The 26,531-nt window shown below is 70.7% G+C and carries 22 protein-coding genes; 15 read left to right on the plus strand and 7 right to left on the minus strand.

Features of this window, described 5'->3' with window-relative positions; genetic code table 11:
• Positions 1–10 precede the first annotated feature (10 nt).
• The 14 genes from ACLJQF_RS34600 to ACLJQF_RS34665 all read left to right on the plus strand — a co-directional run bounded on the left by ACLJQF_RS34600 (position 11) and on the right by ACLJQF_RS34665 (position 15,278).
• Complete coding sequence (locus ACLJQF_RS34600) at positions 11–676, plus strand: hypothetical protein (protein ID WP_410614552.1); 666 nt, start codon at positions 11–13, stop codon at positions 674–676.
• A complete protein-coding gene (locus ACLJQF_RS34605; protein ID WP_410614553.1) occupies positions 676–1,518 on the plus strand; it encodes a MinD/ParA family protein in 843 nt (280 codons plus the stop codon). The genes ACLJQF_RS34600 and ACLJQF_RS34605 overlap by 1 nt, the downstream gene beginning before the upstream one ends.
• Entirely contained in the window at positions 1,515–2,867 is a 1,353-nt protein-coding gene (locus ACLJQF_RS34610; RefSeq protein ID WP_410614554.1) for a CpaF family protein, read from the plus strand. Before ACLJQF_RS34605 ends, ACLJQF_RS34610 begins: the two co-directional genes overlap by 4 nt.
• Positions 2,864–3,748 carry a type II secretion system F family protein gene (locus ACLJQF_RS34615; protein WP_410614555.1) on the plus strand — a complete coding sequence of 295 codons (885 nt, stop codon included), beginning with the start codon at positions 2,864–2,866 and terminating at the stop codon, positions 3,746–3,748. Before ACLJQF_RS34610 ends, ACLJQF_RS34615 begins: the two co-directional genes overlap by 4 nt.
• Positions 3,745–4,632, plus strand: coding sequence for a type II secretion system F family protein (locus ACLJQF_RS34620; protein WP_410614556.1), 888 nt, complete (start codon positions 3,745–3,747; stop codon positions 4,630–4,632). The genes ACLJQF_RS34615 and ACLJQF_RS34620 overlap by 4 nt, the downstream gene beginning before the upstream one ends.
• 21 nt (positions 4,633–4,653) lie before the next feature.
• Positions 4,654–4,854 carry a hypothetical protein gene (locus tag ACLJQF_RS34625; RefSeq protein ID WP_410614557.1) on the plus strand — a complete coding sequence of 67 codons (201 nt, stop codon included), beginning with the start codon at positions 4,654–4,656 and terminating at the stop codon, positions 4,852–4,854.
• Between the two features lies 1 nt (position 4,855).
• Complete coding sequence (locus ACLJQF_RS34630) at positions 4,856–5,278, plus strand: TadE/TadG family type IV pilus assembly protein (RefSeq protein WP_410614558.1); 423 nt, start codon at positions 4,856–4,858, stop codon at positions 5,276–5,278.
• Positions 5,279–5,296: 18 nt separating this feature from the next.
• A complete protein-coding gene (locus ACLJQF_RS34635) occupies positions 5,297–6,172 on the plus strand; it encodes a hypothetical protein (protein ID WP_410614559.1) in 876 nt (291 codons plus the stop codon).
• Positions 6,169–7,818 carry a TadE/TadG family type IV pilus assembly protein gene (locus ACLJQF_RS34640; protein ID WP_410614560.1) on the plus strand — a complete coding sequence of 550 codons (1,650 nt, stop codon included), beginning with the start codon at positions 6,169–6,171 and terminating at the stop codon, positions 7,816–7,818. The genes ACLJQF_RS34635 and ACLJQF_RS34640 overlap by 4 nt, the downstream gene beginning before the upstream one ends.
• Positions 7,819–7,836: 18 nt before the next feature.
• Complete coding sequence (locus ACLJQF_RS34645) at positions 7,837–8,244, plus strand: hypothetical protein (RefSeq protein ID WP_410614561.1); 408 nt, start codon at positions 7,837–7,839, stop codon at positions 8,242–8,244.
• A 69-nt stretch (positions 8,245–8,313) separates the two neighbouring features.
• Entirely contained in the window at positions 8,314–10,761 is a 2,448-nt protein-coding gene (locus ACLJQF_RS34650) for a transcriptional regulator (protein WP_410614562.1), read from the plus strand.
• 787 nt (positions 10,762–11,548) lie between these two features.
• Positions 11,549–12,763 carry an AAA family ATPase gene (locus ACLJQF_RS34655; RefSeq protein ID WP_410614563.1) on the plus strand — a complete coding sequence of 405 codons (1,215 nt, stop codon included), beginning with the start codon at positions 11,549–11,551 and terminating at the stop codon, positions 12,761–12,763.
• Positions 12,764–12,804: 41 nt separating this feature from the next.
• The gene (locus tag ACLJQF_RS34660) at positions 12,805–14,574 is read left to right on the plus strand and encodes a vWA domain-containing protein (protein WP_410614564.1); all 1,770 of its coding nucleotides are present in this window, start codon (positions 12,805–12,807) and stop codon (positions 14,572–14,574) included.
• A 107-nt stretch (positions 14,575–14,681) separates the two neighbouring features.
• Entirely contained in the window at positions 14,682–15,278 is a 597-nt protein-coding gene (locus ACLJQF_RS34665; RefSeq protein ID WP_020638783.1) for a hypothetical protein, read from the plus strand.
• A gap of 79 nt (positions 15,279–15,357) precedes the next feature.
• Here ACLJQF_RS34665 and ACLJQF_RS34670 read toward each other — a convergent pair whose 3' ends face one another.
• The 4 genes from ACLJQF_RS34670 to ACLJQF_RS34685 all read right to left on the minus strand — a co-directional run bounded on the left by ACLJQF_RS34670 (position 15,358) and on the right by ACLJQF_RS34685 (position 20,641).
• Positions 15,358–15,942 (minus strand): MarR family transcriptional regulator, encoded by a 585-nt coding sequence (locus tag ACLJQF_RS34670; protein ID WP_125592199.1) that lies wholly within the window; start codon positions 15,940–15,942, stop codon positions 15,358–15,360.
• A 176-nt stretch (positions 15,943–16,118) separates the two neighbouring features.
• On the minus strand, positions 16,119–17,081 hold the full coding sequence (locus tag ACLJQF_RS34675; RefSeq protein WP_410614565.1) for a C40 family peptidase: 963 nt from the start codon (positions 17,079–17,081) through the stop codon (positions 16,119–16,121).
• Positions 17,082–17,099: 18 nt separating this feature from the next.
• Complete coding sequence (locus tag ACLJQF_RS34680; protein WP_410614566.1) at positions 17,100–18,170, minus strand: replication-relaxation family protein; 1,071 nt, start codon at positions 18,168–18,170, stop codon at positions 17,100–17,102.
• Positions 18,167–20,641: a type IV secretory system conjugative DNA transfer family protein gene (locus tag ACLJQF_RS34685; protein ID WP_410614567.1), complete on the minus strand. Its 2,475-nt coding sequence runs from the start codon at positions 20,639–20,641 to the stop codon at positions 18,167–18,169. Before ACLJQF_RS34685 ends, ACLJQF_RS34680 begins: the two co-directional genes overlap by 4 nt.
• Positions 20,642–21,027: 386 nt before the next feature.
• Here ACLJQF_RS34685 and ACLJQF_RS34690 point away from each other — a divergent pair, with 386 nt between their 5' ends.
• Positions 21,028–21,714 (plus strand): hypothetical protein, encoded by a 687-nt coding sequence (locus tag ACLJQF_RS34690; protein WP_020638778.1) that lies wholly within the window; start codon positions 21,028–21,030, stop codon positions 21,712–21,714.
• Positions 21,715–21,758: 44 nt separating this feature from the next.
• On the opposite strand, the gene ACLJQF_RS34695 is transcribed toward ACLJQF_RS34690, so the two are convergent.
• Genes ACLJQF_RS34695 through ACLJQF_RS34705 form a run of 3 tightly spaced genes read right to left on the minus strand, consistent with a single transcriptional unit; the run spans position 21,759 to position 26,297 of the window.
• Positions 21,759–23,552, minus strand: a complete 1,794-nt coding sequence (locus ACLJQF_RS34695; RefSeq protein ID WP_026468124.1) for a VirB4 family type IV secretion system protein — start codon at positions 23,550–23,552, stop codon at positions 21,759–21,761.
• Positions 23,553–23,557: 5 nt separating this feature from the next.
• Positions 23,558–24,595 (minus strand): PrgI family protein, encoded by a 1,038-nt coding sequence (locus ACLJQF_RS34700; protein WP_410614568.1) that lies wholly within the window; start codon positions 24,593–24,595, stop codon positions 23,558–23,560.
• Positions 24,596–24,608: 13 nt separating this feature from the next.
• The gene (locus tag ACLJQF_RS34705; protein ID WP_410614569.1) at positions 24,609–26,297 is read right to left on the minus strand and encodes a hypothetical protein; all 1,689 of its coding nucleotides are present in this window, start codon (positions 26,295–26,297) and stop codon (positions 24,609–24,611) included.
• Between the last annotated feature and the right edge of the window lie 234 nt (positions 26,298–26,531).

The raw sequence follows: 26,531 nt of genomic DNA on the forward strand, positions 1-26,531 counted from the left end.
AGGAGCCGACGTGGGTTCCGTGGCGTGGTTGGGGAAGAACGGCCGGCTCGCTGCCGTACCGCCCGGTCGCCGGACGCGGCGGCGCTTGCCGCATCTGCTGGTGGGCGTGCTGCTCGTCGTGGTTTGCGTCGGCGGGGCGCTGTGGTGGGCAGCCAGCGCTCAAGGCCGCGTTTCGGTACTGGCCATTGCCCGGCCCGTGAGCGTCGGGCACGTCCTCGAGCCAGCGGACGTCCACCAGGTCGAAATCTCTGCTGCTGACGGGGTTGCCACCATTCCGGCCGGCCAAGCGGCCACCGTGCTCGGCAGGCCGATGGCCACCAGCTTGACCGCCGGCGCGCTGCTCACCCGGGGCAGCCTCGGGCCGTCGATGATCCCCGCCTCCGGCCAGGCCGTCGTGGCGGTGGGTCTCAAGGCAGGCCAGTTCCCGCTCGAGCTCGCTCCGGGAGCTCCCGTCCTCGTCGTGGTCGCGGCGTCTACGCCGACGGCTGCGCTTCCAGCCGTGCAAGGCAGCGGCGACGGGCCGACCTGGCCGGCGACGGTGACCGGCGTGGTACGGGCGGAGAGCGACCAGACGACGGTGATCTCGCTGCAGATGCCCAGCGCCACCGCGCCGGCGCTCGCGCGAATGCCGGCCGGGCAGGTCACGCTGGTCATGCTCGCGGGTGGTGAGCGCTGATGTTGATCGTCCTGACCAGCGTGAAGGGTTCGCCCGGCGTCACCACCTTCACCGTCGCTCTGGCCGCGAACTGGCCGGCGACCATCCGCCGGGTGGTGGTCGAGTGCGACCCGGCCGGCGGAGACCTTGGCCAGCGCTTCGGACTCGCGCTCTCTCCTGGCCTGCTCAGCCTTGCCGCCGCGGCGCGCCAGCCTGTCGAGGCCAATGCCGTTTGGAACCACACGCAGCTCCTTGCCGACGGGCTGCCGGTCGTTCCCGGACCAGCTGGTGGACCACAAGCTCGCGCGGCCTTGAGCACCTTGGTGCCGGCAGGCTCGCCACTTCACCGGGCTGCCCGCGAGCCCGGGGTGGTGGTGTTCGCCGACTGCGGGCGGCTGGACCCCGGATCGCCGGTGGAGCCGATGATCCGGCAAGCCGATGCGCTGCTCCTGATCGCCGGCACGCACAGCGACGAACTCGCACATCTGGCCGCCCGGATCCACGAACTGGGCCGGGTAGCCGCTCGTCCGTCCCTCGTCCTCGCGGGCCAGGGCCACCCGACAAAGGAAGTCGAGCAAGAGCTCGGCATCCCGGTCATGGCCCGGATTCCCTACGACCCAACCGCGGCCGCGAGCCTGACCGGTCACGCGATCCCGGGTCGCGCACACAAAGGCGGGCTCGTCCGAACCGCCGTCGAGGTGGCACGAACCCTCGCCGCCGGAGGGGCGTCGATCGGAACTCCCGGACCGGCCGTCGGACAGCACGTGCCGGGCGTTCCGCCCCAGCGCGTCCCGGCATACGGGGTCCGGATCGCACCCGACCTCCACGAAGTCGGCCTGCCTGGAAGGGAGGTCTCACCATGACCGTGCTCGACGAACATCGCCGCCCCTCTGCGACCAGCCCGGACGCACGTCTTCGCGCTGCCTTCCACCACGCGCTCGCCACCGAGCTGCCGCACCGAGCCGAAGCGGAGAACACCCCGATGACGGCAGAGCGCCGCCGCGAGCTCGCCCGGGAGCTCCTACGGTCCGCAGGAGCCGCGCACAGCGAGGCCGAATTGCAGGCCGGCCGCGTGCTGCTACCTCCGGAGGCCGAGAGACGAATCGCCGAGGCGGTGCTCGACGAGGTCTTCGGGCTGGGCGGGTTGCAGCCGTTGCTGGCGGATCCGAAGGTCGAGACGATCAACGTCAACCGGTTCGACCGGGTCTTCGTCCAGTACACCGACGGCTCGCGGGCGCAGGTCGCGCCGGTCGCGGCCTCGAACGACGAGCTGACCGACCTGGTCCGGACGCTCGCGGCCCGCGCGTCGTCGGAGGAGCGCCGCTTCGACCGCGGCTCGCCGGCGCTGAACCTCCAGCTGCCCGGCGGCGAGCGGCTCTTCGCGGTGCTCGGGCTCACGGCCGACGGGGTGACGGCGTGTTCGATCCGCCGGCACGGCTACCTGACCACGAGCCTGGCCCAGCTGCGTCGCCGCGGCACCCTCGACGTCGGTCTTGAGCGATTCCTGCGCGCCGTGGTCCGGGCGCGGAAGAACATCCTCATCACCGGCGGCGCCGGCTTCGGCAAGACGACCTTGCTGCGGGCGATGGCCGCGGAGATGGACCCGCTGGAGCGCATCGTCACCGTCGAAGACGCCTTCGAACTCGCTCTCGGGCTCGACCCGCAGTTGCACGCCGACGTCACGGCACTGCAGGCCCGCGAGGCGAACATCGAAGGGGCCGGCGCGGTCAGCCAGGCCGAGCTCGTCCGCTGGGGACTGCGGATGTCCCCGGACCGCGTCATCGTCGGCGAGATCCGCGGGCCCGAAGTTATCCCGATGTGCAACGCGATGTCCCAGGGCAACGACGGCTCGATGGCGACCTTGCACGCGAGCAGCTCGAGGATCGCGTTCACCCGGCTCGCCTCCTACGCCGCACAGAGCGCGGAGCGGCTGTCGCTGGAGGCGACCGCGCTGCTGGTTGCCTCGAGCGTGCACTTCGTCGTGCACCTGGACAAAGCCGCGGATCGCGCGACCCGGGTGATCTCCTCGATCCGCGAGGTCGTCGACGCCGACGGCAGCACGGTCGTCTCCAACGAGGTCTACCGCCCCGGAGCCGACCGCCGGGCTCGCCCAGCCGCCGGAGCGCTCCGCACGGACACCCTGGACGACCTCGTCGAGGCCGGGTTCGATCCCGAGCTGCTGGCCGAGCCGAACGGCTGGTGGGCGCCATGACCACCACCGTCGTCGCCGGCCTGGCCGGGCTCGGCACCGCCGTCGGGCTGTTGTTCGTCCTCGTCGGCCTCCGTGGCCCGCAGGTGGTTCGCCGACCGCGGTCCGTGCCGCCTTGGCGGGTTGATCGGGCGTGGGGTCTTCGGCTGGCGCTCGCGCTGGGTGCCGGTCTGCTGGTTGGTGTCGCGACCGGGTGGCTCGTCGGGGGAGTGCTCGCGGCCGGGGCGGTCTGGTTCCTGCCGCGGTTGGTCGGCCCGGATCGCGTGCACGTGCGTCGGGTCGCGCGGATCGAGGCGGTCGCGTCGTGGACGGAGATGCTGCGCGACACGCTCTCGGCCGCGGCCGGGCTGGAGCAGGCTATCCTCGCCACCGCTCCGCTGGCGCCCGCCGCGATCCGCGGCGAGGTGGTCGGGCTGGCGTCGCGGCTGCAGAACGGGCGTCGGCTCGCTCCGGCGTTGCGGCAGCTGGCGGAGGAACTGGCCGACCCGACCGCCGACCTGGTCATCGCCGCGCTGGTCCTGGTCGCCGAGCACCAGGCGCGGCAACTCGGCGAGCTGCTCGGCTCCCTCGCGGAGACGGCGCGGTCGCAGGCGGCGATGCGGATGCGCGTCGAGACCGGCCGCGCTCGGACCCGGACCTCGGTGCGGGTCGTCGTGGCCACCACGATCGCCTTCGCGGTGGGCGTCGTGGCGTTCAACCGTGCCTACCTGACGGCCTACGACAGCGCGCTCGGCCAAGCCGTCCTGCTTGTCATCGGTGGCCTGTTCGGTACCGGCTTCGGCTGGCTGGTCAGGATCGCCGCCGGCCGCGCCGCTTCTCGCGTGCTGTCGCTCGGCGAGCCAGCCGCTGCAGTCACGGCTCAGCGGGACGGTGAGCGCGCATGATCCCGATCATCTGCCTCGGGCTGGGTGCCGGCATCGGCTTGTGGATGCTGCTGGCCTGGGCAATCCCGCCGCAACCATCGCTTCACGAGCACCTCTCGTCAGCGGACTCTGCCGCGGCACCGGTTGTGGACGTGTCGGAGGCCGGCTGGGCGGTGGCCGTGGCGCGACCGCTCGTTCCCCGCCTGCGGAGGCTTGGCCTGCCGGGGGAGAAGCTCGAACGCGATCTGCGAGTTCTCGGGCGAGGCGTCGACACGCACCTTGCCGTCAAGGTCGTCCTTGGCTGCGCCGGCCTGGTGACACCCCTCCTGCTTCAGGGCCTGCTCGCGCTCGCGGACGTGCCGGTCAGCGTCGAGGTCCTCTTGGTCGCGGCGTTTCTGCTTGCTGGGGCCGGGTTTCTCGCTGCCGACCTCGAGGTCCGCACCAGGGCGGCGCGAGCACGTGCTGACTTTCGTGGCGCGCTGTCGGTCTTCCTCGACCTCGTCTGGATCACCCTCGCCGGCGGCGCCGGGGTCGAGGTTGCGCTCCTGGCGGCCGCCGAGGTCGGGCGCGGGCCCGCGTTCACCCAGCTGCGCCGGGCGCTGGACGCTGCCCAGCTGACCCGCGCCACCCCGTGGTCGACGCTCCGCCGACTCGGCGAGGGGCTGGACATCACCGAGCTCGCCGAGCTCGCCGCATCGATCTCCCTCGCCGGTACCGAAGGCGCCAAGATCCGCACCTCGCTGGCGGCGAAAGCCGAGGCGCTGCGGACCCACTTGATCGCCGATGCCGAAGCCTCAGCACTGGCCGCTACCGAACGCATGGCCTTGCCGGTGATGCTGCTGTTTCTCGGCTTCCTCGGATTTATCGCCTACCCGGCCGTCACCCAAGTCCTCAACGGACTATGAGAAGTCCACAGGAGACATATCATGCTGACTTACTGTCGAACACTCTGGACCCTCACCACTGCTCGCATCCTGCTGCTGCGCAAGGACAATGACCGTGGCGAGATCACGACGACCGTCATCGTGACTGCCCTCATGGCGGTGCTGGCCATCGCCTTGATCGCGATCATCGCCGCGAAGCTGACCGCGAAAGCCAACAGCATCGACCTCGGCCTCGGCGGCTGACATGCCGGCGAATCCGGTCGTTGCGACGGCTTGGCGCGTTCGGCGCGCCCTGTCTGGAGAGCGTGGCGCGGTTACCGCCGAGCTGGTGATCGCGACACCGTTGCTCCTGCTGGCGCTGTTGGCGATCATCCAGTTCGCCCTCTGGTCGCACGCGACCCATGTCGCTCAAGCGGCCGCCGCCGAGGCGCTCGCCGCGGCCCGCGTGCAGAACGGCACCGCCGCAGCCGGACACGCCGCCGGCCGGCAGTTGCTCGACCAACTCGCGCAGGGGCCGCTGCGGTCTTCGCAGATCAACGTCGTGCGCACCGCGACCTCGGCTTCGGCCAGCGTGCAGGGCGAGGTCGTTGCGGTCCTGCCCGGCGTGCACCTGCACGTGCACGCCGAAACCGCAGGCGAAGTCGAAAGGTTCGTTCCGGACGCCTGACCGAAGGGAGGTAAAACCATGTCACTGCTGGAAAAACCCGATGCGGTTACCGTCGGCGACTTCGCTGACGGGCCCGACATCATGCTGTGGAACCCCGCTCTCACAACGAGACGCTGGCGCGGATTGGTCAAGCGCGCTTTCTTCGCAAGGTTTTTCTCGACTCGCTCCGTGGCAGGGCTTCTGATCCTGGCGCTGGTACTGGGTACGGGTGCCACGGGGAGCCTCGGTGGTGCGCTGGCGGTCGGTGGCGCCATTGCGCTGCTGCTGAGCGGCCTTTGCGACGCGGGCATCACCGCGGCTTGCCTCGCGATCGATCACCGGCACGGACGTCGCTGCCGTCTGGAACGGTCCCCCGGCGAGTTCTTCCTCCGCAGTGACGACTTCCTCGACCTCGGCCCAGCGGCGCACCGCACGGCCGGGCTCCTGATCGATCTCACCGGCGAGCTCCATGCCACGGCTGCACGCGACTGGATCGACCCTGAGTTGCCCGGCCGAGCCCACCAAGCGGTGTGGAATGCGTTGACCCGCTTGATCCGGACAGCGCCTGCTCGCCGGCACGCCGCGCGGCTCGTCGCGATGCCAGGCGAAGCCGACCTCGCGACCACGACCGCCACGGCGATCGCCGAATTCGACACTCTGCTCAGCGAGCTGCTGTTCCACCTCCAGGGCTGTGTCACGCTGACCCGGGAGTGGGAAGCCAAGCTTCGTCACGCCGAGCTCGTCCAGCGGACCAGCGCCGTCGAGGCTGAGCTGCGCGCCGCGTCGATCGGCCTGATCGTCGAGGTCGCCGAGGAGCTGCCGAAGGCCGTCTTCGCGTACGTCACCGCGGCCCGCGATCTGACCGGCGCTGGTCGGTTCCCGTGGGAACTGCCGGCCGCGGAGCCGGTTCCATGACCGCGGCACAGCTCCGCCGGGGCGTCGGCTGGTGGCGCGCCGAGCGCGGGGCGGTGACCGTCGAGGCGGTCCTGATCGCGCCGGTCCTGGTCATGCTGCTGGTGTTCGTCGCCGTGGTCGTCCACCGCGGCGTCGACGCCCGGCTGCGGCTCGACGACGCCGCGCACCAGGCCGCGCGCGCCGCGAGCCTGCAGCGCACGCCGGCGGCAGCTGTCGCCGCGGCTCAGGCGACCGCCGGCTCGGCGCTGGCGCACGCCGGGTTGGTTTGCCGCGACGCCGCGGTCAGCACGATGACCTCGGGGCGCCCGGGCAGCACCGTCGTCGTCACCGTCCGCTGCACCGTCGATTTCGGTCAGGCGCTCGTTCTCGGTGTTCCCGGCAGCCGGACGCTCAGCGCCACGGCCAGCGAGGTCATCGACACCTTCAGGGCGGGGGCCGCTCACGCAGCCGCCTCGGCGACGCAGCACGGGGGAGAGGTGGAGTTGATGGACGGCGCGCTGCTGCACCTTGATCTTTGGGTCGACGACCGCTCCGGTCTCCACCGGCCGGGCCTACAGGGTTTGTTGGTTCTCTGCAGTCTCGCGCGCTTCGGGCCGACTTCGTGTCTCGCCAAGCACTGTGCGGCCCGTCGGCACCATAGTCAACAGCTTGCTGGAGTTGACTATGTGGGTTCGAACAGCATTCACGAATTCCAAACGATCGGCGTCCATGGCATCGAGAACCGGTGTCCAGGTGGCATCGTCGGTGATCTCGCCCCGGTTGACCCGGTCGTTCTGGATCCAGAAGGTCTTGTCGATGCTCAACGCCTTCTCGACGACTTCCGGCTCACCGATCAGCCACACAGCCGCAAGCGCCTGGTTCCACGTCACCCACTCGATCGGCGTTCCTCGCCGCCACTTGGCAGCCAGCGCATGGCTGATGCGAGTTGCCTCAGCGAGGATGGTGGCGCAGGTGTCGATCTGCTTCGTGCGGTTCCACAGACGCCGCTGAGTTCGGCCAGTCAGAGCCGCACCGACGAATACGCCGATAAGCGTAATCAACGCCCCTGCTGCACTCGAAGTCGCGATCTGCCACCAGTACGGCATGCGTTCCCCTCCGCGTCCGGTCGAGGCGGTCCTGCGCCGCTTCGTCCGCCGAGCACGAGCGGAGAGCTGTCACCGGCACGCGACCTTCGTCCTGTTCAGTGTGCCGCAGCTTCGACGGTGGTGGCTGTTCGGCGCCGGCCCTGTGGCTGGTGGCGAGCAGACGAAGGTCAAGTTTCGGCGTTCCTCGTCGTGCTGGTGCTCGGGCTCATGGCCTTGGCCGGCCTCGGGCTCGACGGCGGCCTCGCCCTCGCCGCGAAGGTCCGAGCCACCGGCCAGGCAGAATCCGCCGCACGCGCCGGCGCGCAAGCGATCGACCTCGCCGCCTACCGGGCCACCGGCACGCTCCGGCTGCTATCCGCAGAAGCCGACGGTCTCGCCCGCCGCTACCTCGCCGGCGTCGGCGCCACGGGCACGGTGACGGCCACGGCCGACACGGTGACCGTCACCGTCACGACCACCCAGCGCACGCAGCTGCTGTCACTCATCGGCATCTCGTCGATCGACGCCCACGGCAGCGGCTCAGCCCACCCCCAGCGCGGAGTCACCGAACTGGAGCCCTGAACACCGGAGGAGGACGTCATGATCATGACCGACGAGATCGAACGGCGCGTCGAGAAGGCCGACACGGAGAAGAGCGCGAGGAGGACAGCGGCAGCCCGCGAGGTCGGTGAGCTCGCCCATCGTCGAGCTGCGCTGGCCGAGGAGCTGGCGGAGGTCGAGCGCAAACTCGGCACCGTGCTCGTCGCAGCGGCGGACGTCATCGGCATCGACGAGCTGACCGAGTTCACCGACGTCCCGGCCGCCGACCTCACCCGGTGGCTCACCGCCGCCAAACCCCGCGCCCGGCGAGGTCGACCGCGGGGCAGCCGCCGGCCGAAGCCGGAGACTCAGCCCGAGGCTTTGCCGGCACCTGCACCGCCGGAACCGCGACCGGGGCCGCCAGCAGCCGGGATTCAGCCATCGGTTGTCCACGGCCAGCGAAGCTGAGCCAGGGACGCTGTTGTGCCTGCAAAACGGCAGACCGGAACCGGGCCGCGGGGAGCATGTCGTGCGCTCGTGCGTCGCGCAGGGCGGGTGCTGCAGGCGGGCGTGGCGCTTGCGCTGCTGTCCGGGTTGTGTGCCGGGCTGCCGTGGGCGCTGGTGCGGTTCATCGGCTGGCCCCTCCCGGATCACCTGCCCACCATGGCCGAGCTCGGCGAGGTGCTGACGGCTCGGTTGTCGGCAAGTCTGCTGCTGGATATGCTCGCGTGCGGCGCGTGGCTGCTGTGGGGCGCGTTCCTCGTCGAGCTGGCCAGGTGCGGACGCGACCTCGTCCGCACCGCCGGTCGGCCGGGTGCAGCCTGGTGCGGCGGTCCGCTTCGCCGGGTCGCGGCGGTGCTCATCACCACGGTGGTCGTGTCGTTCGTCGGCCGCACTGCCCTCGCCGCCTCTGGTGGAAGCGGCGCGGTCCAGGCCGGTGTGAGCTCGTCGGTGACCGCGCCATTGGCTGTTGACGGTCGATCGGAGGATGTCGAGCTGGTGCGTCCGCCCCGCGGCGGTGTCCACGATTCGCTGTACCGGATCGCGCAGCGCCGCCTCGGTGACGGCAACCGGTGGCCGGAGCTCTGGCGCCTGAACGCCGAGAGCACCCAGCCGGGCGGTCGGACGCTGACCTCACCCAGCCTGATCCATCCGGGCGATCGAATCCGCCTTCCGCCGACGCCCACGCCTGCCGCCTCCACACCACCGCAGCGACAGCCGCCACCAGCGAAGCCCACGGCTCCCTCTCCGCCGAGCCTGCCGCCACCTCCCACCGTTGCTCCGGGCCCAAGCTCGTCGTGGGAACCCGGCGTGTACGTCGGCCTCGGGCTGGCGGGCGCGATCAGCGCAATGCTGCTGGTCGCCCGACGACGTCACCGCACCGCCTACCGGCCCGGCAGCGGCCGGCGCGACGACGACCTGCCCGTCGCTCCGGTCGTCTACCAGCTGCACCTGGCCCACCAGCACGCCCAGACCGGACCCGACGAGGCCGATGCCGCCGAGCCCGAGACGATGCTCGAGCTGGGGGAGCCCGCCGATGAGGCCGCCGCGGACCTGGCGCTGGACCTCGCGGCGACGCACGGCCTCGGGCTCATCGGCCCCGGCAGCCACGCCGCCGCCCGCGCGCTGCTGCTCACGGCCATGACCACCACCCGTCACCCACAGATCGTCGCGCCGGTCGCGGATCTGCGTGGCTTGCTCGGCGTCCCGGAGCACAACGCCGACCTGCCCGAGTGCGTCCACGTCGTCGACGACCTCGCCGCCGCGCTCGCACACCTCGACAGCCAGACACCACACGACAGCGCCGGCCGGATCTTTCTGGCGAGCGCGCCGGAAGGCGAACACGATCGCACCCGGCTGCAGCACGCCCTCGCCGGAGACGGCGCGAGCACCACCGTGCTGCTGCTCGGCCAATGGCATCCCGGCGTCACGGCCTACGTGGACACCACTGGCACCATCACCGCTACCTCCCCGGGCCCGGGGGAGCGGTTACGCGGCCGGCGCGCCTTCTCCCTTCCCGAATCCGCGACCCGCGAGCTGTTCGCCCTCTTCGACGCCGCACACGGCACCCGGGACGACCACCCCGAGCCTGCTCTCGAGCCCAGCCACGGGTTGGAGATCGCAGGTCCACCGGACCAAGCCGAAGCAGTACCCGAGCCAGACTCGACGAATACGGCCGAACACCAGCGTGACGTCGCCGCGCCGCTGGTGCTGGCGGTGTTCGGGCAGCCGAGGTTGTCGTGGCGACCGGACCTCACTCGCCCGGAGCACGCGGTGGAAGTCACCGGCAGCTTGTCGCGACGACTGTGGGAGCTGCTGATCTACCTCGCCCTGCATCCGGAGGGAGTTCCGCGGGCCGCGATCATCGACAGCCTGTGGGCCAATCGCCCAGCGCAGGACCCGGCCGCCGTGCTGCGCACCGTCCTGTCCCGCCTCCGCAGCACCGTCCACAAAGCCACCTCACCCGACATCGGCGACCTCGTGGTCGCACAGCACGGCCGATATCGCCTCGAGCCTGCGGTCGTCGAGGTCGACTACTGGACGTTCGCCGGCGCGCTCGCCCGGCGTCGCACCACGACCGACGACGAGAACCGTGCCGCGGCCTACGCCGCGATCGTCGCGAGTTACGGCGGCGAGCTGGCCGCCGGCATCGAAGCAGACTGGCTCACCGCGCTGCGCGAAGGCGTCCGCCGCGACGCCCTCGACGCCGTCGCCGCCCTGGCCCGCGCACGAGTCGAAAGCGATCCCGAGTCCACGCTGGAGCTGCTGGAAGCGGCGCGGGACTTCGACCCGCACAACGAGCTGCTCTACCGCGACATCATGCGCCTCGAACACACCCTCGGCCGGCACGACGCGATAGCCCGAACGCTACGCCTGCTCGAAGCACGCCTCGCCGAGATCGACGAAACACCGACCGCCGCGACAATCGAGCTCGCCCAACGACTCCGAGAACCCCACGCAGGAATCGCAGCCCCCAAGGCCTGAACCGGCCCGGGGCGCGCCATAAAGTACCTCTACGCTGAAATAGCTGGTCAGTCGCGACGGATGTTAGTGTCGACGTACTGATAGTCGTCGCGAAGAAAAGCATCCCGTGTTTCCGTTCAGAGTCGCCATTTGGTGTGGCACCATCGAGGTGCCACAACGCGTCGCACGGACGGACGCGCCCGTGCGACAGTCCGAGCGGCCCGCTCGCCGGAGCCGATCAGCCGCGGGCACCGTCCCTCGGATGGCCGCCAGCCATCGGGGGTGCCACCGCACGCGCCGATCGCCCCGGCGCTCCGTGGACCGCCTAAGCCGGATCCTCCGTCTCCAGGCATGCTCGCAGGTCAAGGCCTACATGCGGGGATCCGCCGGTATCCCAGACTCGCTTGGCGACAAGCAGGTAAGCACATCAGGGCCGCCCCGTCGGTCCCGCTGCTGTGAACATGTCCCCACGGTCTGGCCCTCCTGGTCATCTCACCTCGTGTCGACAGTCATCCGCCCATTTCTATTTTGCCCAAATAAACGATTGTCCATCTCCTTTGTTGTGACCGTTGTCGGCTGCCTGACGTTCGCGACCTGCGCAAACGGTTCGGCGAAATACTTCAAATGCTTTTGGCTGGATGGCGGAATTCGTCACCTGAATGGGGTCTGGAAAGGTATTGCGTGACTGGCCTTATCGAGTTACTTTTGTTGTGTCCCCCGGGAAATCCGGAAATCACATTAAGGGCCGCAACGAATCTTTCTGATTCGCCGAACCGCCCGCGTCACGCACTGGAAGGGAACACCTGCGATGACCACGCCCACCCCGCCCGCCACGGCACCCGCCACCGGGCCGACCACCCCGGCGGGTGGGACGGCAACCCGACTCCGCAACGGCGAACTCCGCGCCATGGTCGCCAAAGTCCTGGCCGATGACCCCACGGCCACCCACACCCCCGGCGGCATCGCGCACACCCTCAACCGCTCATCCGGCGCGGTCGGCAACGCCTGCAAAGCGCTGACCGACCGAGGAGAAGCCGAACTCGCCACTACCGCGCCACTGGCCTACCGGGCAACCGCGACGACAGGGGCCGCCGCCGCGCCCGCCATCACCCCCGCCCCGCCATGCACACCCCGCCGCAAGCCACCCGCTGCAACCCCGACCGCGCCCGCCCCGTCCGGTGCAGGCAGTACCACCAGCCGACCGGCGCGGAAGGTTACCGGCCCGGTGAAACGCCCGAACGGGATGGACTACCACCCCCGGCTGCTGTCCGGCATGCCGGACGTGACCGCGTTGGCGCGGTTGCGTGACGCCGGGGTCGCCGCGCTCCTGTACGGCCCGCCCGGCACCGGGAAGACCTCGGTGGTGGAGGCGGCGTTCAACGACTGCCTCACCGTGCAGGGCGACGGCGACACCGTGGTCGCCGACCTGGTGGGCGACTACACCAAAACCCCCGACGGCGACTTCGTGTTCGTCCACGGCCCGCTGGTCCGCGCGATGCGCACCGGGGTGCCGCTGTTCATCGACGACGCGACCCTGATCCCGCCGACCGTGCTCGCCGTGGTCTACCCCGCGATGGACGGACGCCGCGAGATCGTGATCAAGGCCAACGGCGGCGAAGTCATCCACGCCGAACCAGGCTTCTACGTCGTGGCCGGACACAACCCCGGTGTCCACGGGGCCGTTCTCTCCGACGCGCTGTCCTCCCGGTTCTCCGTGCACATCCAGGTCTCCAGCGACTACGCCCTCGCCGAACAACTGGGAGTCGACAAGAGGGCCGTGCGGGTGGCGCGCAACCTCGCGACCCGGCAGGAGAAAGGCGAGATCGGCTGGGCCCCGCAGCTACGGGAGCTGCTGGCATTCAAGAAGCTCGCCGACGCGTGGGACCTCGACGCCGCCGCCGGAAACCTGGTCGGGATCGCGCCGGAAGAGGACCGCGCCACCGTCGCCACCGTGGTGCGCGACGTCTTCGGCAAGCCCGTCACCCCGCTCGCCCTCGGCGCCCGCATCACCACCAAACCTTGAACCCCGCCGTACCTGCGAACAGTCGCGAAAGGACCCGCGCCATGAGTGCCCACTTCACCGCCGACCCGGCCGCCACCGGTGCCGCTGTGTTCCCCGCGCGCCCGGAATGGCTGGCCCTGTCCGCCGCGTTCGCCGACGAGGTCCCCGTGATCGCCGACCGCGACGACCTCGTGGTCAGCGTCGCCCCCGGCGCGGGCGGCGGGGCACCCGCCTGCTTCTACCCGCACCGCGCGCTGATCGAAGTCGACGGCGACCACCTCGGCGTGGACCCCGCCACCGTCGACCCGGCGAACCTGTCCGACCGCACGCGCTACGCCCCGGCCTGGGGTGCCCTCACCCACGAGTGCGGACACGCCAAACACACCGCGTGGGAACCGCCGGACGACGCCCCGCCCGCCGTGGTCGCCGCCGCCATGCTGCTGGAAGAGCCCCGGATGGAAGCCGCGCACACCCGCCGCCGCCCGGACGACCGGCACTGGCTCCGGGCGTGCGTGCAGGGCATCGTCGCCACCGACCTGCACCTGTTTGCCGACCCCGCCACCGCCCCGAAGATGACCGCCACCGACGCCGCGCACACCGCCGCGCTCCTGCTGGGCCGGGCCGACGGCGGGGTGCTCACCCACGCCGAGGTCCACCCGGTCGCCCGGGTCGTCGAGGACGTGCTCGGCGCGGAAGTCCTCGGCAAGCTACGGGCGGTGTGGCGGCAAGCGCTGCGGACCGCCGACGACGCGGGCGAGGACATGCTCGACCTCGGACGGCAGTGGTGCGAGATCCTCGGCACCGACCCGGACTCGGCCTCATCGCCGGCCTCGACCGGCACCTCGGACCCGACAGGCAGCTCGCCCGGACCCGGGGCTCCCGCCGCCCCGTCACCGTTGGCAGATGCCATCGCCGCCGTGCTGGGCGGGGTGGCGGCGAACGTCGCGGGGGAGAAGGCACCCGAGGACCCGGCCGCCCTCGCGGCCGCCGCGAGGGAAAGCGACGAGGCCGCTGAGAAGAAGGCGGGAGCAGTGGCGCGACGGGTGTTCGGCACCGGCGGCCCCCGTGGCGGCGACACCAGGACGACGGGCACCCGGCCGCCCACGTCGGAGGAGTGCACAGCCGCGCGGGTGCTCGCGCGGGCACTGGACACCGCCGGAACCCGCGAACGAGTCGCCGTGCGATCCACCTCGGAGGTGCCGCCCGGGCGGCTGAGGATGCGCGGGGTGCGGGCGGCCGAAGCCCAGCGTGCCGCCGGGGCCGTGGTGACCGCCGAGCCGTTCACCCGCACCATCCGCACACCGGTCACCGTGCCGCCGCTGCGGGTCGGGATCGCGTGCGACGTGTCCGGCTCAATGGGCTGGGCACGCGAACACGTGGCCTCGGCCGCCTGGATCCTGGCCAACGCCGCCCGCCACACGCGGGTGCCCGCCGACACTGCGAGCGTGATCTTCGGGAACCACGTGCGCCCGCTGACCCACCCGGGCAAGCCGCCCACGGAGGTCACCGAGTTCCGCTCCAATGACAACTACGAGGACATCCCCCGCGCGCTCGACGCCCTCGACGGTGCCCTCGGCCTGTCCCGGCCCGGCGCGGCCCGGCTGGTCGTCATCGTGTCCGACGGCAACTACCGCGACGACCCCCGCCGCGACGGGCAGAAGAAGCTCGACCGGTTGCGCGCGTCCGGGTGCGCGGTGCTGTGGCTGACCACCAGCGACTTCGACACCCCCCTTGATGGGGCCACCGTCCACGTGCTGACCGACCCCACGGCCGCCGCACGTGCCATCGGCCACGCCGCGACCGCCGCGCTTCGCGCCGCCGCCCGCCGGTAACCGTGATCGCGCCAGAGCTGGCTCGCCTATTGGGGTCTGCCTCGACCTGACGACCTGACTGGACCTGTACGACCAACAAATCGCACACGAAGACAGAGGAGACCACAATGAATGCCTCGATGACCGAACGCGACGAAGCGACAGGCGTCACCCTGACCAGCTACCACCACACCCGCGTCGTCGAGTTTGCCGGACGCACGCTCCGCGCACGCGTCGAGCGCGACTACTACATCAACCAGAGCTTCGCGGTCGCCGAGGTACTCAGCGACCAGATGACGTGGACGAGTCTCGCCGCTGACGCTCCCAGCAACTGGTGGCACGACACGCCGCGACCGAGCACTGACGTCCACGCTGCCACCGCTCTCGCCGGGCTGACCGAGCGCCTCCTCGGCAGGGCCGCCGAAATCCTTGCCGCCCCACCGACCACGCAGACCATTTCACCTCATGTCCACGGTGGGATCAGTGCGTTGCTGGCCATGACTTACGGCTTCGATGGCGAAAAGTGTATCGATCCGGACGACATCGTGTGGGCCTACCGCCACGGCGGCGCACTGCACATACTCGAACATCCTGACGGTAGCGTCACCTTCACCAAGGCCCATCGAGGCGACTGCCCGTTCATTGCCACCGCTGGCGCGCAGGACTGCGACGACGAGTGCATCTTTCCTCATCCGGCTGAGGTGAACCAGCAGGCGACACAGTGACCTTCCCTGCCGGGTTCCAGCGCTAAACGGGGGCGGATCACCACGATGGTGATCCGCCCCCGTCGGGTTGCGCTGACGGTCAGCTGGAAGTGAAGCGCTTCGGCGCTTCGCACGTTTTCGTTGCCAGCCCGTTGGTGACGAGCTTCTCGAGGGCGTTGTTCACTGCGCCGCTGGATCGGACCAGCTCTGTTCCGATCTTGGCGGGGCCGAACTCTTCGCCGGGATGCGCCTGAAGGAACTCCTTCACCAGCTCGTAAAGCGCGCCCTTCGGCAACCGGTCCTTCTGCGGCGTTTCCGCCGTAGCGGTAGCGCCGGGGTCAGGCAAGGAGGCATCGGCCTCTCGTTCGTCGGCGGGTCCGACGGGACGTTCCGCCTCCTGATCTGCCGTGGCGGGCACGTCGCCGGGCTCCACGACTTCGGCTGCGTCGTTGGTCTGATCGTCGTGGACCGTCCACGTGACGGGGACCGACTGGTCCTTGCCGGTGGTGCGGGTCACCAGTCCTTCGGCGGCCCAGCGGGAGAGGATCTTCGTGGCTGTCGAGCGGCCGACTCCGGCTTTGGTCGCGATCCGTGCGGCGGTTGCGCCGGGGTTGGCTTCGAGCGCGCGGCGAACCTTCGGCTCCGCGGTTTCGGGTTTGGTGTTCGACGAGTCGTTCTGAGACATGACGATTCCGTTTCGGTTGAAGCGGTGGGTGGTCATGCCCCGGCCGGGGCGTTCGCCCGCCGGTGCGCATCCGGTGGTTCGGGCTACACGTCCATGGACGCTCCGTCAGCTACTTCGTGTCAAGCCATTGTCCAAACAAGACACACGTATCGCCCAGAAGTGCTTGTGTTCAGGCATCAACGTGGCCCGGCCGGTCTGGTGGCGCCGATGTAGCCGTCGCCGGGGTGGCGGTATGGCTCCACTCTCACGGCCTGTCCGAAGTCAGGTGCGTCGATCATGTTGCCGCCGCCGACGTACAGGCCGACGTGATGCACGCGCCCGGCGGTCGCGTAGAAAACGAGGTCGCCCGGAAGTAGCGGTGCGCCGGCGGGCACGCGCGGTCCGGCGGCGTACTGCTCGCGCGAGGTTCGTGGCAATGGGATGCCGGCGGCGCCGTACGCGGCTCGGGTCAAGCCGCTGCAGTCGAAGCCGGCGTCCCCCAACTCGGGGCCGTTGCCGCCCCACACGTACGGCAGGCCGCGTTGCCCGCAGGCGTAGTTGATGGCGGTCAGTGCGGCGGGCGTGGGCGCAGCGATGTTCGTGCAGTCCCCGGCGCCGGTGTGCTCGCAGGCCACTCCGGCGACCGCGGCGACGATGGCTTCGGCGGCCGACTGGTGGCGGCCGTACGCCTCTGGTGTCCCGGACCGCTGGACGGCCTGGGCGGCGTCGTTGAGGCTCATCTGCTGCCAGCCCGGCACGGCCTGCAGGTGCCGATAGAACTGCGTCGCCGCGTAGGTCGGGTCCATGATCTGCTGGGGCGTGCCCCAGCCTTGGGACGGTCGCTGCTGGAAGAGACCGAGGCTGTCGCGGTCGCCGTGATCGAGGTTGCGCAGGGTGGATTCCTGGATGGCGACTGCGATCGCGATGACCCACCCGGGTTCGGGGACCTGCAGTTGCTTCCCGACCGAGGTGATGATTGCTGCGCTGGCGAGCTGGTCGGGCCCGTAGCCAGGCACAGTGCCGGTAGTCGTCCCGCTGGGTGTGCAGGTCGTGCTCCCGTTGCCGGTGAACGCCGTGACGACGGCCTGCGGCACGGCTCCCAGCAGCACCGGAAGCATCGCGACCACGACGGTGACGCCGACCGCGATCTTCGATCCCATGACGCTCTCCTCGTGTGGTCAGGACTCGGGACGGCGAGTTCGGGTGGGCGTGGCGTCCGGCGGCGTGGGAGCGGGCGGCGGCAGCCGGTATGCCACGGTCTGCCCGGATGTCGGGGCGATCCCGTCGTCAAGGTCAGCCGCTGGAACGAGGGTCGGCCACGTGCGCGTCAGTTCGCCGAGCGCGTACCGCGGCGAAGTCCGCGTCGATGACGTCGCGTTGAGCGGGAGCCAGACCTCGTCGGCAGGGCTCGGGCAGGCTGTGGCCGCGTCGAGGAGGTCGGCGGCCGCGGTGGCGACGGGGACGCCGGCGGTCTGGTCGAGGTCGGCGTGGATGCAGGCGAGCGCTGAGCGCGCACCGGCCTCGCGGCGGCTCGTCGGGAGCCAGAAGAGCACCGGGGTGGCGATGCGGGTGGAGTCGGCGAGCCGGGCGTAGGCGAGCAGCTTGCGAGCGACCTTGGTCAGCGACTCGCTGCCGGTGTCGAATTCGAGGAAGAACTCGAGTTCGCCGGTGGCGCTGCGCCAGCGGCCGTAGGCGTCCGGGATGACGAGGTCACCGAAGTGCCGGGCGCAGCGGGTCTCCGACCACCAGGCCGTGACCCCCTCACCACGTCGAACAGGGTCGCGGCGTCGGCTGAGCGCGATCAGCGAGGTGAAGAAGTCGGCGACGCCGACGGTGTGGGCGAGGCGCTGGTTGTGGGCGATGGCCATCGCACGGTCGTGCCGGTAGCCGAGGTCCTTGACCTCCAAGCCATGCTCGGCAGCCAAGACGGCGGCGCCGGCGGGACCGAGGACGTAGTGCATCGGCGCCGAGCCGAGTGGCCGGAACGGCTGGAACCGGCTGACAGCGCGCCAGAGATACAGCTCGCGCAGACGCTGGCGGGTCGAGCGGCTCGAGGGGAACGCGGCGTCCTGGATCTGGGTGGAGGTCAGGACGCGGTGTTCGTGGAGCAGGGCCAGCAGCCATTTGTCCCGGGCGGTGAGGCGGGCTGCGAGTGCGGCCTGGTGCTCGACCGAGCCGGCCGCGCGGGCGGTCGTCCGGCCGGGAAGGTGCTGGCGCAGGTGGTGCTGGCGGGTGGTCGTGATGATCACGGCGAACCTCCGAGCGAAACGTCGCGGCGGGGATCGGTCTTGCGTCCGTGTGGTCCTGGGGAAGGCGAGTGGCCCGGGGGCGCGGCCTCGGCGCTGCGGATTGCTGCACGGATTTCTTTGGCTCGTCCGGGAACGGCGGGGCGCATCGGCGAGGTGGTCATGGTGAACGGCTCGGTTTCGGCGCCGTTGACCACAAGCCGTCCGGCGACGTGGTAGACGCCGAGGTGGGCGAGGTCGTGTTCGGACAGCCGCGGTGCGGTGTGGCGGGCGAGTTCGCGGGCGTCCTCGGGGGAGGCGTTGAAGAAGATCTTCGAGCGGGCGTTGGTCGAGATGCCTTCCTTCAGCTCACGGGGGAGCTGGCCAAGGTGCTGGTGGGCAAGCGTCATCGCCAGCCGGAAGCCGCGGGCTTCGGCGAGCATGTCCTCGATCGGGTACGGCAGGTTGAGGAAGTTGTGGCACTCGTCGATGATCAGCGACGCATCCGGGCGTTCGCGCTGCGGAACGCGGGCGCGGCCGGTGGTGGCCTGCCAGGTGCGGGCGACGACGAGAGAGCCGACGAGCCGGGTCGTCTCGTCCCCGAGCGAGCCCTTGGGGATCCGGACCAGGCAGATGCCGCCCTGGTCGAGGACGTGGTTCATGTCGACGGTGGAGCGGCCGCCGGCGATGGCGTCTTTGACGAACGGGCGCAGGAGGAAGGCGCGGAGCTTGTTCATCAGCGGGGAGATGACTTGGCTTCGGCTGGAGTCGGTGAGCTCGTCGTACCACTCCCAGAACCCGGCCAGGACCGGGTCGGTCAGCCCGCCGGTGATCCGTGTCCGAAAGGCTTCGCTGGTCAGGAGCTTGGGCAGGTCGGCGAGGGTGGGGACGCCGTCTTGGGCGCGGAGGGTGAGGCAGGCAGCGCGCATGAGGTCGTCGGTGCGCGGACCCCAGAACGCCGAGTAGACGCGACGGAAGACGGAGACGAGGTTGTCGACCTCGCGGTCGGTCTCGCCGCCTTCGAGGGGGTTGAGGCAGGGCGGGCGTTGGCGGGAGTCGGCGTCGAACAGCACGACCCGGTCCGCAGCCTCGCGCGGGAGCCGGGAGAGGACGTCGGTGACCAGGTCGCCCTTGGGGTCGATGAGCACGACGCCGCGGCCGGCGTCCGCGTCGTCGAGGATCAGATTGCCCAGCAGGGTCGACTTCCCGGACCCGGTGGCGCCGAGGACGTGCAGGTGGTGGCGGGCGTCCGGGACGCGCAGCCCGATGGGGCGGGCGTGGCCGGTGTCGGCGACGCCGAGCGGTTTGACCTCGGGGCCGGGTACAGCGATGCCCGGTGGTGGGGCGACGGCTTTGGCGCCGGCGCGTTCGATGCCGGGGATCTCGGCGTCGACCGGCAGGTGCGCGATCGCGGCCAGCTCGGGGACGGAGAGCAGGTCGCCGCGGTCGAGGCGCCGAGATGCGAGTGCTCGGTCGGGGTGGCGGAGGCGGATCCGGGTGTAGTGGTTGTGCTCGGTGTAGGCGGCGAAGCTGGCGGCCAAGGCATGAGCGCGGCCGCGCGCGGTGTCCCGAGCCCGCCGCACCTCGGCGTCGGTGGCGTCGGAGGGGAGGTGGGTGGTGACGGCGTAGCGGACGACGGTCTCGTACTGGGAGCCGCGCTGCTTGCCGACGATCGCCCGGTTCTGCGCGGAGTACTCCAGCGACAGCTGCGGATCCTGGCTGATCCGGCGGGCATCGCGCGTACGCCGGGGACTACTTGCCGACGCGCCTGGCGTGACGAGGTCAAGCAGTCGACCGCCGAGCCGCCCGGAAGAGCCGGCGTGCACCCGCCGGGCGGCACGCCGAGCTCGGCCCACCCGGCGGCCGGTGACTGGCCGGGCGAGGACCTGCACGCTGGCGTGCTCGTCCCGGCCGAGGCCGACCGGTGCGCCGAGCAGCCCGCGGATGGGGTCGGCGTCGAACCCGGTCCGGATTGGCAGCGCCTCGGAGCGGGCGAGCCTCAGCTGGCCGCCTACCGTGATGGCCCGTCGGTTCTTCTGCTCGGGTAGCGGTGCCTCGGCGGGGACGGCGCGGGTGTGCGTGCCGGGCCACGCGGCTTCGATCGCGCGCTCGACCAGGCCCGGCGGGATCACGCCCGGGACCCACAGCCGCAGGGTGACGCCGTGTTCGGAGAACCGGTACTCCCAGGCGAGGTGCGGCTGGCCGGTGAGCCAGCGTCGCCAGCTCGGCCGCAGCAGTCCGACGAGATTGGCCCACAGGAGGACGCCGCCGGCGGGATCGACGGTGGGCGGGGCGAGCACGGTGATGCACCGCGCGTCGGCGACGAGCTGGGCGTGGCAGCGGGCTCGCCACCACCAGCGACCGGCGGCTTGCCCTGCGGCGAACACGGCGAGCGCCGGAACAGCGACCGGACCCCAGCACAGCGCCCACTCGACGACCTCGGCGAGCAGGTGGTGGATCGAGGTCCAGGGATCGGTCAGGTAGCTGCCGACCAACCCTCGATGGAGTTCGGATGTATACCCGAGAATCACGAGCTGACCTCCGTGTGAGCGCGATGGAGTGATGACGGCAGCGCCTTGGATTGGCGACGTCGTGAGTCGACTGGCTCTTCGGCGGTTCTTGTGAACCGAAACTTCATTGATCGGTGTCGGTCCCTCCGGAAAGGGCCCCGGATTGTCGGTGGTCGCCGGTAGGGTCCGCGACCGTGACTTCCACCGCAGCTCCCACTGACAACGGCCGCGAGATTCCCGGTATTGCGGGATTCGCTCGTACTGCCACGCGCCTGCACCCGCGACCTGGCGCGCCCACCGCTCGCGACAGCCACATCGGGGGGCCACTGTGGTGGCCCGCCGACGAGCCGTGGCCGCACTGCGACGGACGAATGCCCACCTCCAGCGGAAGACCACAGGATTGCTGGACAGCCGAGCACGAGGTCGACGGGCCGATTGCGCTGATCGGCGCTGCCCAGCTGTTCCGCCGTGACTTCCCCGACCTGCCGTTTCCCGAGGGCACTGACCTGCTGCAAGTGCTGCTGTGCCCCAACGAGCACCAGCTCGATCGCAGCGGGGCGGACTACTACTACGGTCCGGCTGCCCACCTTGTCTGGCGCGCATCCGCCGAGGTGACCGAGGTCGCCGGGCAACCGCCACAGCCGGCGAGCGTCGGCGGCGAATTCGTGCCCCGTCCGTGCCTGTTCACTCCTTGTCAGGTCGTCGAATACCCGGCGCTCGACGAGGTCCCGGACGAGATCAAACGGACGTTGTCCTTTGTGCAGCCGGGCGGGTTCGTCGACAACTACGAGGGCTGGCCTAAGGTCGGCCAGAGCAGCAAGGTCGGTGGCTGGGCCTTCTGGTGGCAGAGCAGTCCGTGGAAACACGACTGCCAGGACTGCGGCGCCGGTCTTCGTCTTCTGCTCTCGCTGCACTCCTACGAGCACAAGGACGCGCTGTGCTCCTGCGAGCAAGACCAGCCGGACCCCGTCGGGTGGGAATTCGGCAGACAGGGCGCCTTCAACATCTTCGCCTGTCCCAACGACGTCACCCACGCCTTCAAACTGCACATCGATTGAGGGGCACGACGGCAGACCCGCACCACGTGGTTCCGCGGACGCCTTCACAGCTCCACCCATTCACGGTTCGCGTCCGCGTCCTGCAGCGTCGACAGGAACTCCGGGTCAGTCGTGACGAGGACGTCTTCAGCCGGCGAGGCGAGCGCTTGGAAAGCAACCCATTCGGTACCGGAGCCGAGCAGGCCTTGGCCGCGGTCGGCGGTGAGCAGGAACTGGCGTTGTCCTTCGGAGAGGTTGAAGGTCGCCGCGATCTGGTCGATCGCCTGCGGGGACTGGCGCAGCAGGACGCTGGTGGCGGCGTTGGCCACGATCGCCCGGCCGAGTTCGCTGTGCAGGACGTCGTCGATGTCCTGGGTCGCGACCGTGAGCCCGGCCCAGTGCTTCCGGAAAGTCTTGGACATCCGGTAGAGGAACTTCGCGCCATCGGGGGACTGCATCAGCAGCCACGCCTCGTCGACGACCACCAGCCGCCGGCGCCGGTCGGCCGGGTTGGACACCCGCCGCCAGACCGCGTCGAGGGTCAGCAGCGTGCCGATCGCCTTGAGCTCCTCGGGCAGGTCCCGCAGGGAGAACACGACGAGGTGGCCATCCGGTGCTGTGGTGGTCGGGCCGGAGAACAGGTCGGCGAAGGCGCCGTCGACGAATGGGTGCAGCCGGGCGGCGAGGTCCGTGGCCACGGCATCGCCGCTCGCTGCCAGGACGTCGCGCAGGTCCCGCATCAGCGGTGCTGGCCGGGTCCAGGTTCGGGCGTCGGTGGTGATGCCAGCGTTTGCGTAGGTCGTGGTGAGCGCGGTGTCGAGGGCGGCGCGTTCGCCGGCGGTCAGCTCGGCACCGAGGCACACCGCGAGGACGGTCTGCAGGAACAGCGCGCGCCGGGTCAGCGCGTCCTGCGGCGCGGTCCGGCGTCCGGCCGCGGTGATGTGGATGGGCAGGTCGAAGGGGTTGAGCCGGACGCCGCCGGCGCCGAGGTGGACGTAGGCGCCGCCGACCTGGGCGGCGAGGCGGGCGTATTCGTCTTCGGGGTCGATGACGAACGCCTGGATGTCCCGGTAGAGGCTGCGCAGGGTCTCGAGCTTGACCAGGTAGGACTTGCCCGAGCCGGATCGGCCGAGGACGACGGCGTTGTGGTTGTCGCAGGCGAACCGGTCCCAGTGCACGAGCCCTTGGGAGCCGACGTTGTAGCCGTAGAGCACGCCGCTCGGCACGGACGAGGTCGGATCGACGGCGGGCAGGTCCGGTGATGTGAAGGGAAATGCGGCGGACGCGGCGGCGGTGTCGAACGTCCTTTTCAGACCGAGGGAGTCCAGCCCGAGCGGCAGCGTGGTGACCCAGCCTTGCAGCGACCGGTACGTCGCCGGTTTGGCGTCCAGCAGCAGCGACGCGCACAACGACCGAAGCGCCGACACTTCCTCGGCGAGTGTCTCCTCGTCGGGTGCGTGGATGGTGAGGTAGAGGCCGAATTTGAACAGCCGGCCTTCGCCGCGGGCGATGCGCCGCGAGAGGTCGGCGGCGTCTTCGGCGGCCGCGTCGAGATCGGGGTCGTCGAGCTGGTCGTGCCGGGCGTGGTGGCGTCGCGAGGACTCCAGCCGAGCGCGTTGCTTCTTCAGCCCGCTGGTCGCCGTGACCGGATCGACCGGCTGGACGTGTACGGAGACGTCGAGCCTTGCGGGGTAGGTCAGCAGCGGCGCGAGCCAGCCAGGGTAGACCTCCTGCGGGTAGCCGGTCACGCCGAACGAGGCGACCCACTCGTTCCCGACTTCGAGGTGGCGGCTGCCGATCGACAGCGCGTCCGGCGTGAACGCCTCGGCCGTCGAACTGCGGTGCTGGATCTTGGACATCGCGGTCACCGGCCTTCGATCTCGTCGTCGTAGAGGTCGGTGCCCGGGACGGCGGTGATGATGTCACCGGCGCCTGCGAGCGCGGCCGAGGGTGGGAGGAAGGTGTCGGGGTTGCAGGCGGCGGCCAGCACCCCGGTGGCGGTCGCGGCGTCCAGCGCGGTGACGGCGATCCCAGCCGCGGTGAGCAGCTCGACCGCCTCGGTGAGGCGCCGGACGAGTCGCTGCTCGCCAGCCTGGCGCGCGGCGGGGTCGATCACTTCGGCTGCCGCGCTGCGCCGGAAGCGTCCTAGCGCCGAGGTGACGGTCGGGCGGGCGGGTTCGCGCAGGACGAGCAGGACCTGGCGGCGCAGCAGGTCGGCGTGCTCGGCGAGCTGGATGAGGTAGTCAGCGTGGTCGTGCGCTGCGGCTTCGAGCGCGGGATGGGGCAGCCCGCCGGCTCGTGCGCGCAGCTCGGCGATCTGCGGGGCGAGGTCGAGCCGCTCCGCCCGAACCAGGAACTGAACCGGCGCGGTGAGCGAGTGCAGGTAGCGGGCGAACGAGCTGACGAGGGCCTCCTGCTCGGCGGGAGTGCGCAGCGAGAAGTTGACCGTCGAGCACGCGGCGATCACCGCGAGCCCATCCGGCCCCAGGTCCACGATGCCCGCGGCCGTCCCGCCGTCGACGCCGCGGGCGGGCAGCTCCAGCGGTGTCGGCGCCACGTCATCTCCCGAGTGGCTGCCGGCGAGCCATTCCGGAACCGGCTGGATGCCCTCGGGCGCTGACACCTGGTGGTGCGGTGTGAACCGTTGCCGGACCGCGGCCGCCAGCAGGCGGTCGAGCGGGACGCCGTCGCGGCGGCCGAGCGCGACAACCGTGACTGCGAGCGCGACCGGAGCTGCGAAAACCAGGAACAGCGGCAGCGGGACGAGTCTGTGGGTGGCGTTGTAGAGGGCGTAGAGCAGCAGGCCGGTGACGCCGAGGATCGCCAGCTGCCGGGCGGTCAGCGGGCCGAGGACGCGGTCGGGCCGGTCGACGTCGGCGGGAATGCGCACGGGATAGGACATGGGCGTCGCGACCTCACTTCGACTTCGGGCGGTGGCGCCGCAACGGCATGCTCAGCGGCAATGGCAGCTGGGTGTCGGCGGGTTTTCGCGCGGGCGCTGGTGGCGGCGGTGTGGGTTTCGGCTGGCGGCGCAGGCCGAGCGGGAGCGGGTATTGCCCGGACGCGAGCGGCCGGTTGCCGCTGAAGGCGTCGGGCGCGGGGCGTCGGTGAGCGCGGGCCGCGCGGTTGATCTGCCCGGACGGCGTGATCAGCCCCGGTCCGGTCTGTGGCGCCGGGTTGGTCTGTCCGAAGTCGTCGGCGAGGGTGCGCCGCGCGGGTCGCGTAGTTTGCGGCGGGAGGTGGATCGGCAGCATGCCCGCGCTCGGTGGGATCAGCGCGTTCGGCAGTTTGGCGGGTGGGCGGGCGTTGCGGTTGATCCGCCCGTCGGGCATGAGCAGGCCCGGCTGGCGCGGTGGCCGAACAGGTGCTGGGTGCGTGGGGTCGTCGGCGAGGGTGCGTCGCGGAATGCGGTCGGGGTCGCGTCGGACGGTCATCGGCAATCCGAGCTGGTCGGCCGGCAGCGCGTTCGGCAGGTCCTTCAGTGGCAATGCGCGCGGATTCGGATGCACTTCCGGGTGCCTGTCGTGGGTGCGTTTGGTGAATAGCGACAGTTGGCCTGGGACCGGCGTCCCGTCGAGCACACCGGTCGTCGGCGGCTCGTCCCACCGGCGGCGCGAATTCCGGGGCGAGCTGGTAGTGCGGCGCAGGCGCATGGGCAGCATGAACTGGCCCGACCGCGTCGCTGGCGGATCGGGTAGCGCGCCGGGCGGCCTGCCGATACGCGGGCGTCCAGTGCCGCGGGCACCGGCGGCGCCGGCGAGCAGGCCCATGGTCTTGTAGGCGATCACGCCGCGTGCGATCCGCCCGAGCAGCGAGGGGCGGCCGGAGCGGAGCGGGGCGAGGAACCAGAACGGGATTTTGATGAGCACGTACATCAGAGCGATGCACAGCAGCAGGTTCATCAGCGACGAGAGCGACGGCCCGAAGATGGTGAACCCGCCCGGTGCGAAGAACACCCGCACGGTGACCACGAGCGTCAACGACTGACCGACCTGGATGAACAGCACTCCGCCGGAGCCTTTCCACCAGAGGTAGGCGATGCCTTCGGTGTGGGGGAGGGCGTGGAACATCAGGGCGATCGGGGCGGCGGCGACCAGCAGGATCGTCACCATCACTCGCACGACGAAGACGACCAGCAGGATCAGGAGCATCGCCACCAGGGCCAGGCCGAGAATGCCGAGGAAGATGCCGCCGCCGTGCAGGGAGCTCTGCACCATTGTGATCAAGCTGCGTGTCAGCTGCGCTTGGTCGACGCCTTCGCCGAGGACCGCGGCTGAGAGCGCGTTGGCGACCTGGATGGCCTTGGTCATCAGGAACAGGGAGAGCGTCCCGGCGAGGAATCCGATCACAAGCCGGGGCGCGATTTCCTTGACGGTGTAGCGGGCCTGCAGGGTCTGGTAGCTCATGATGATCAGCCCGGCCAGCAGCACGAGGATCACGTAGGCGGTGAGCAGGATGTGCCACGAGCCGGTCCACACGGCGCCGAGGCCGGGCAGCTGATCCGGTTCCGGGGTCGTCAGCAGCGTCTTGCCGAGCAGATCGAGCAGCGGGTTCATCCCGGCGGCCACGACCGCGGCCAGCAGTGCGCTCGCGGCGACGACCATGCACCCGGTGAGATCGGTCAGGCCGCACTCCGCGGCGTCGCCGGCGCCGTCCGGGACCTGAGCTGTCGGTGGCGTACTCGGCACGAGCGTGGACGGCTGCGGGATGCAATTCGGCCCCTGACACGGCGAGGTGCTGCCGGCCGGTGTGCAGCCGGGATCCAACGACCCGGGAAAGCATGACGGCGGAGCAGGCAGCTCGGTGATCGGCGGCAGGGGAGTCGCCGGAATCGACGA

This window comes from Amycolatopsis sp. lyj-109, assembly GCF_046548995.1.
Lineage (GTDB): Bacteria > Actinomycetota > Actinomycetes > Mycobacteriales > Pseudonocardiaceae > Amycolatopsis.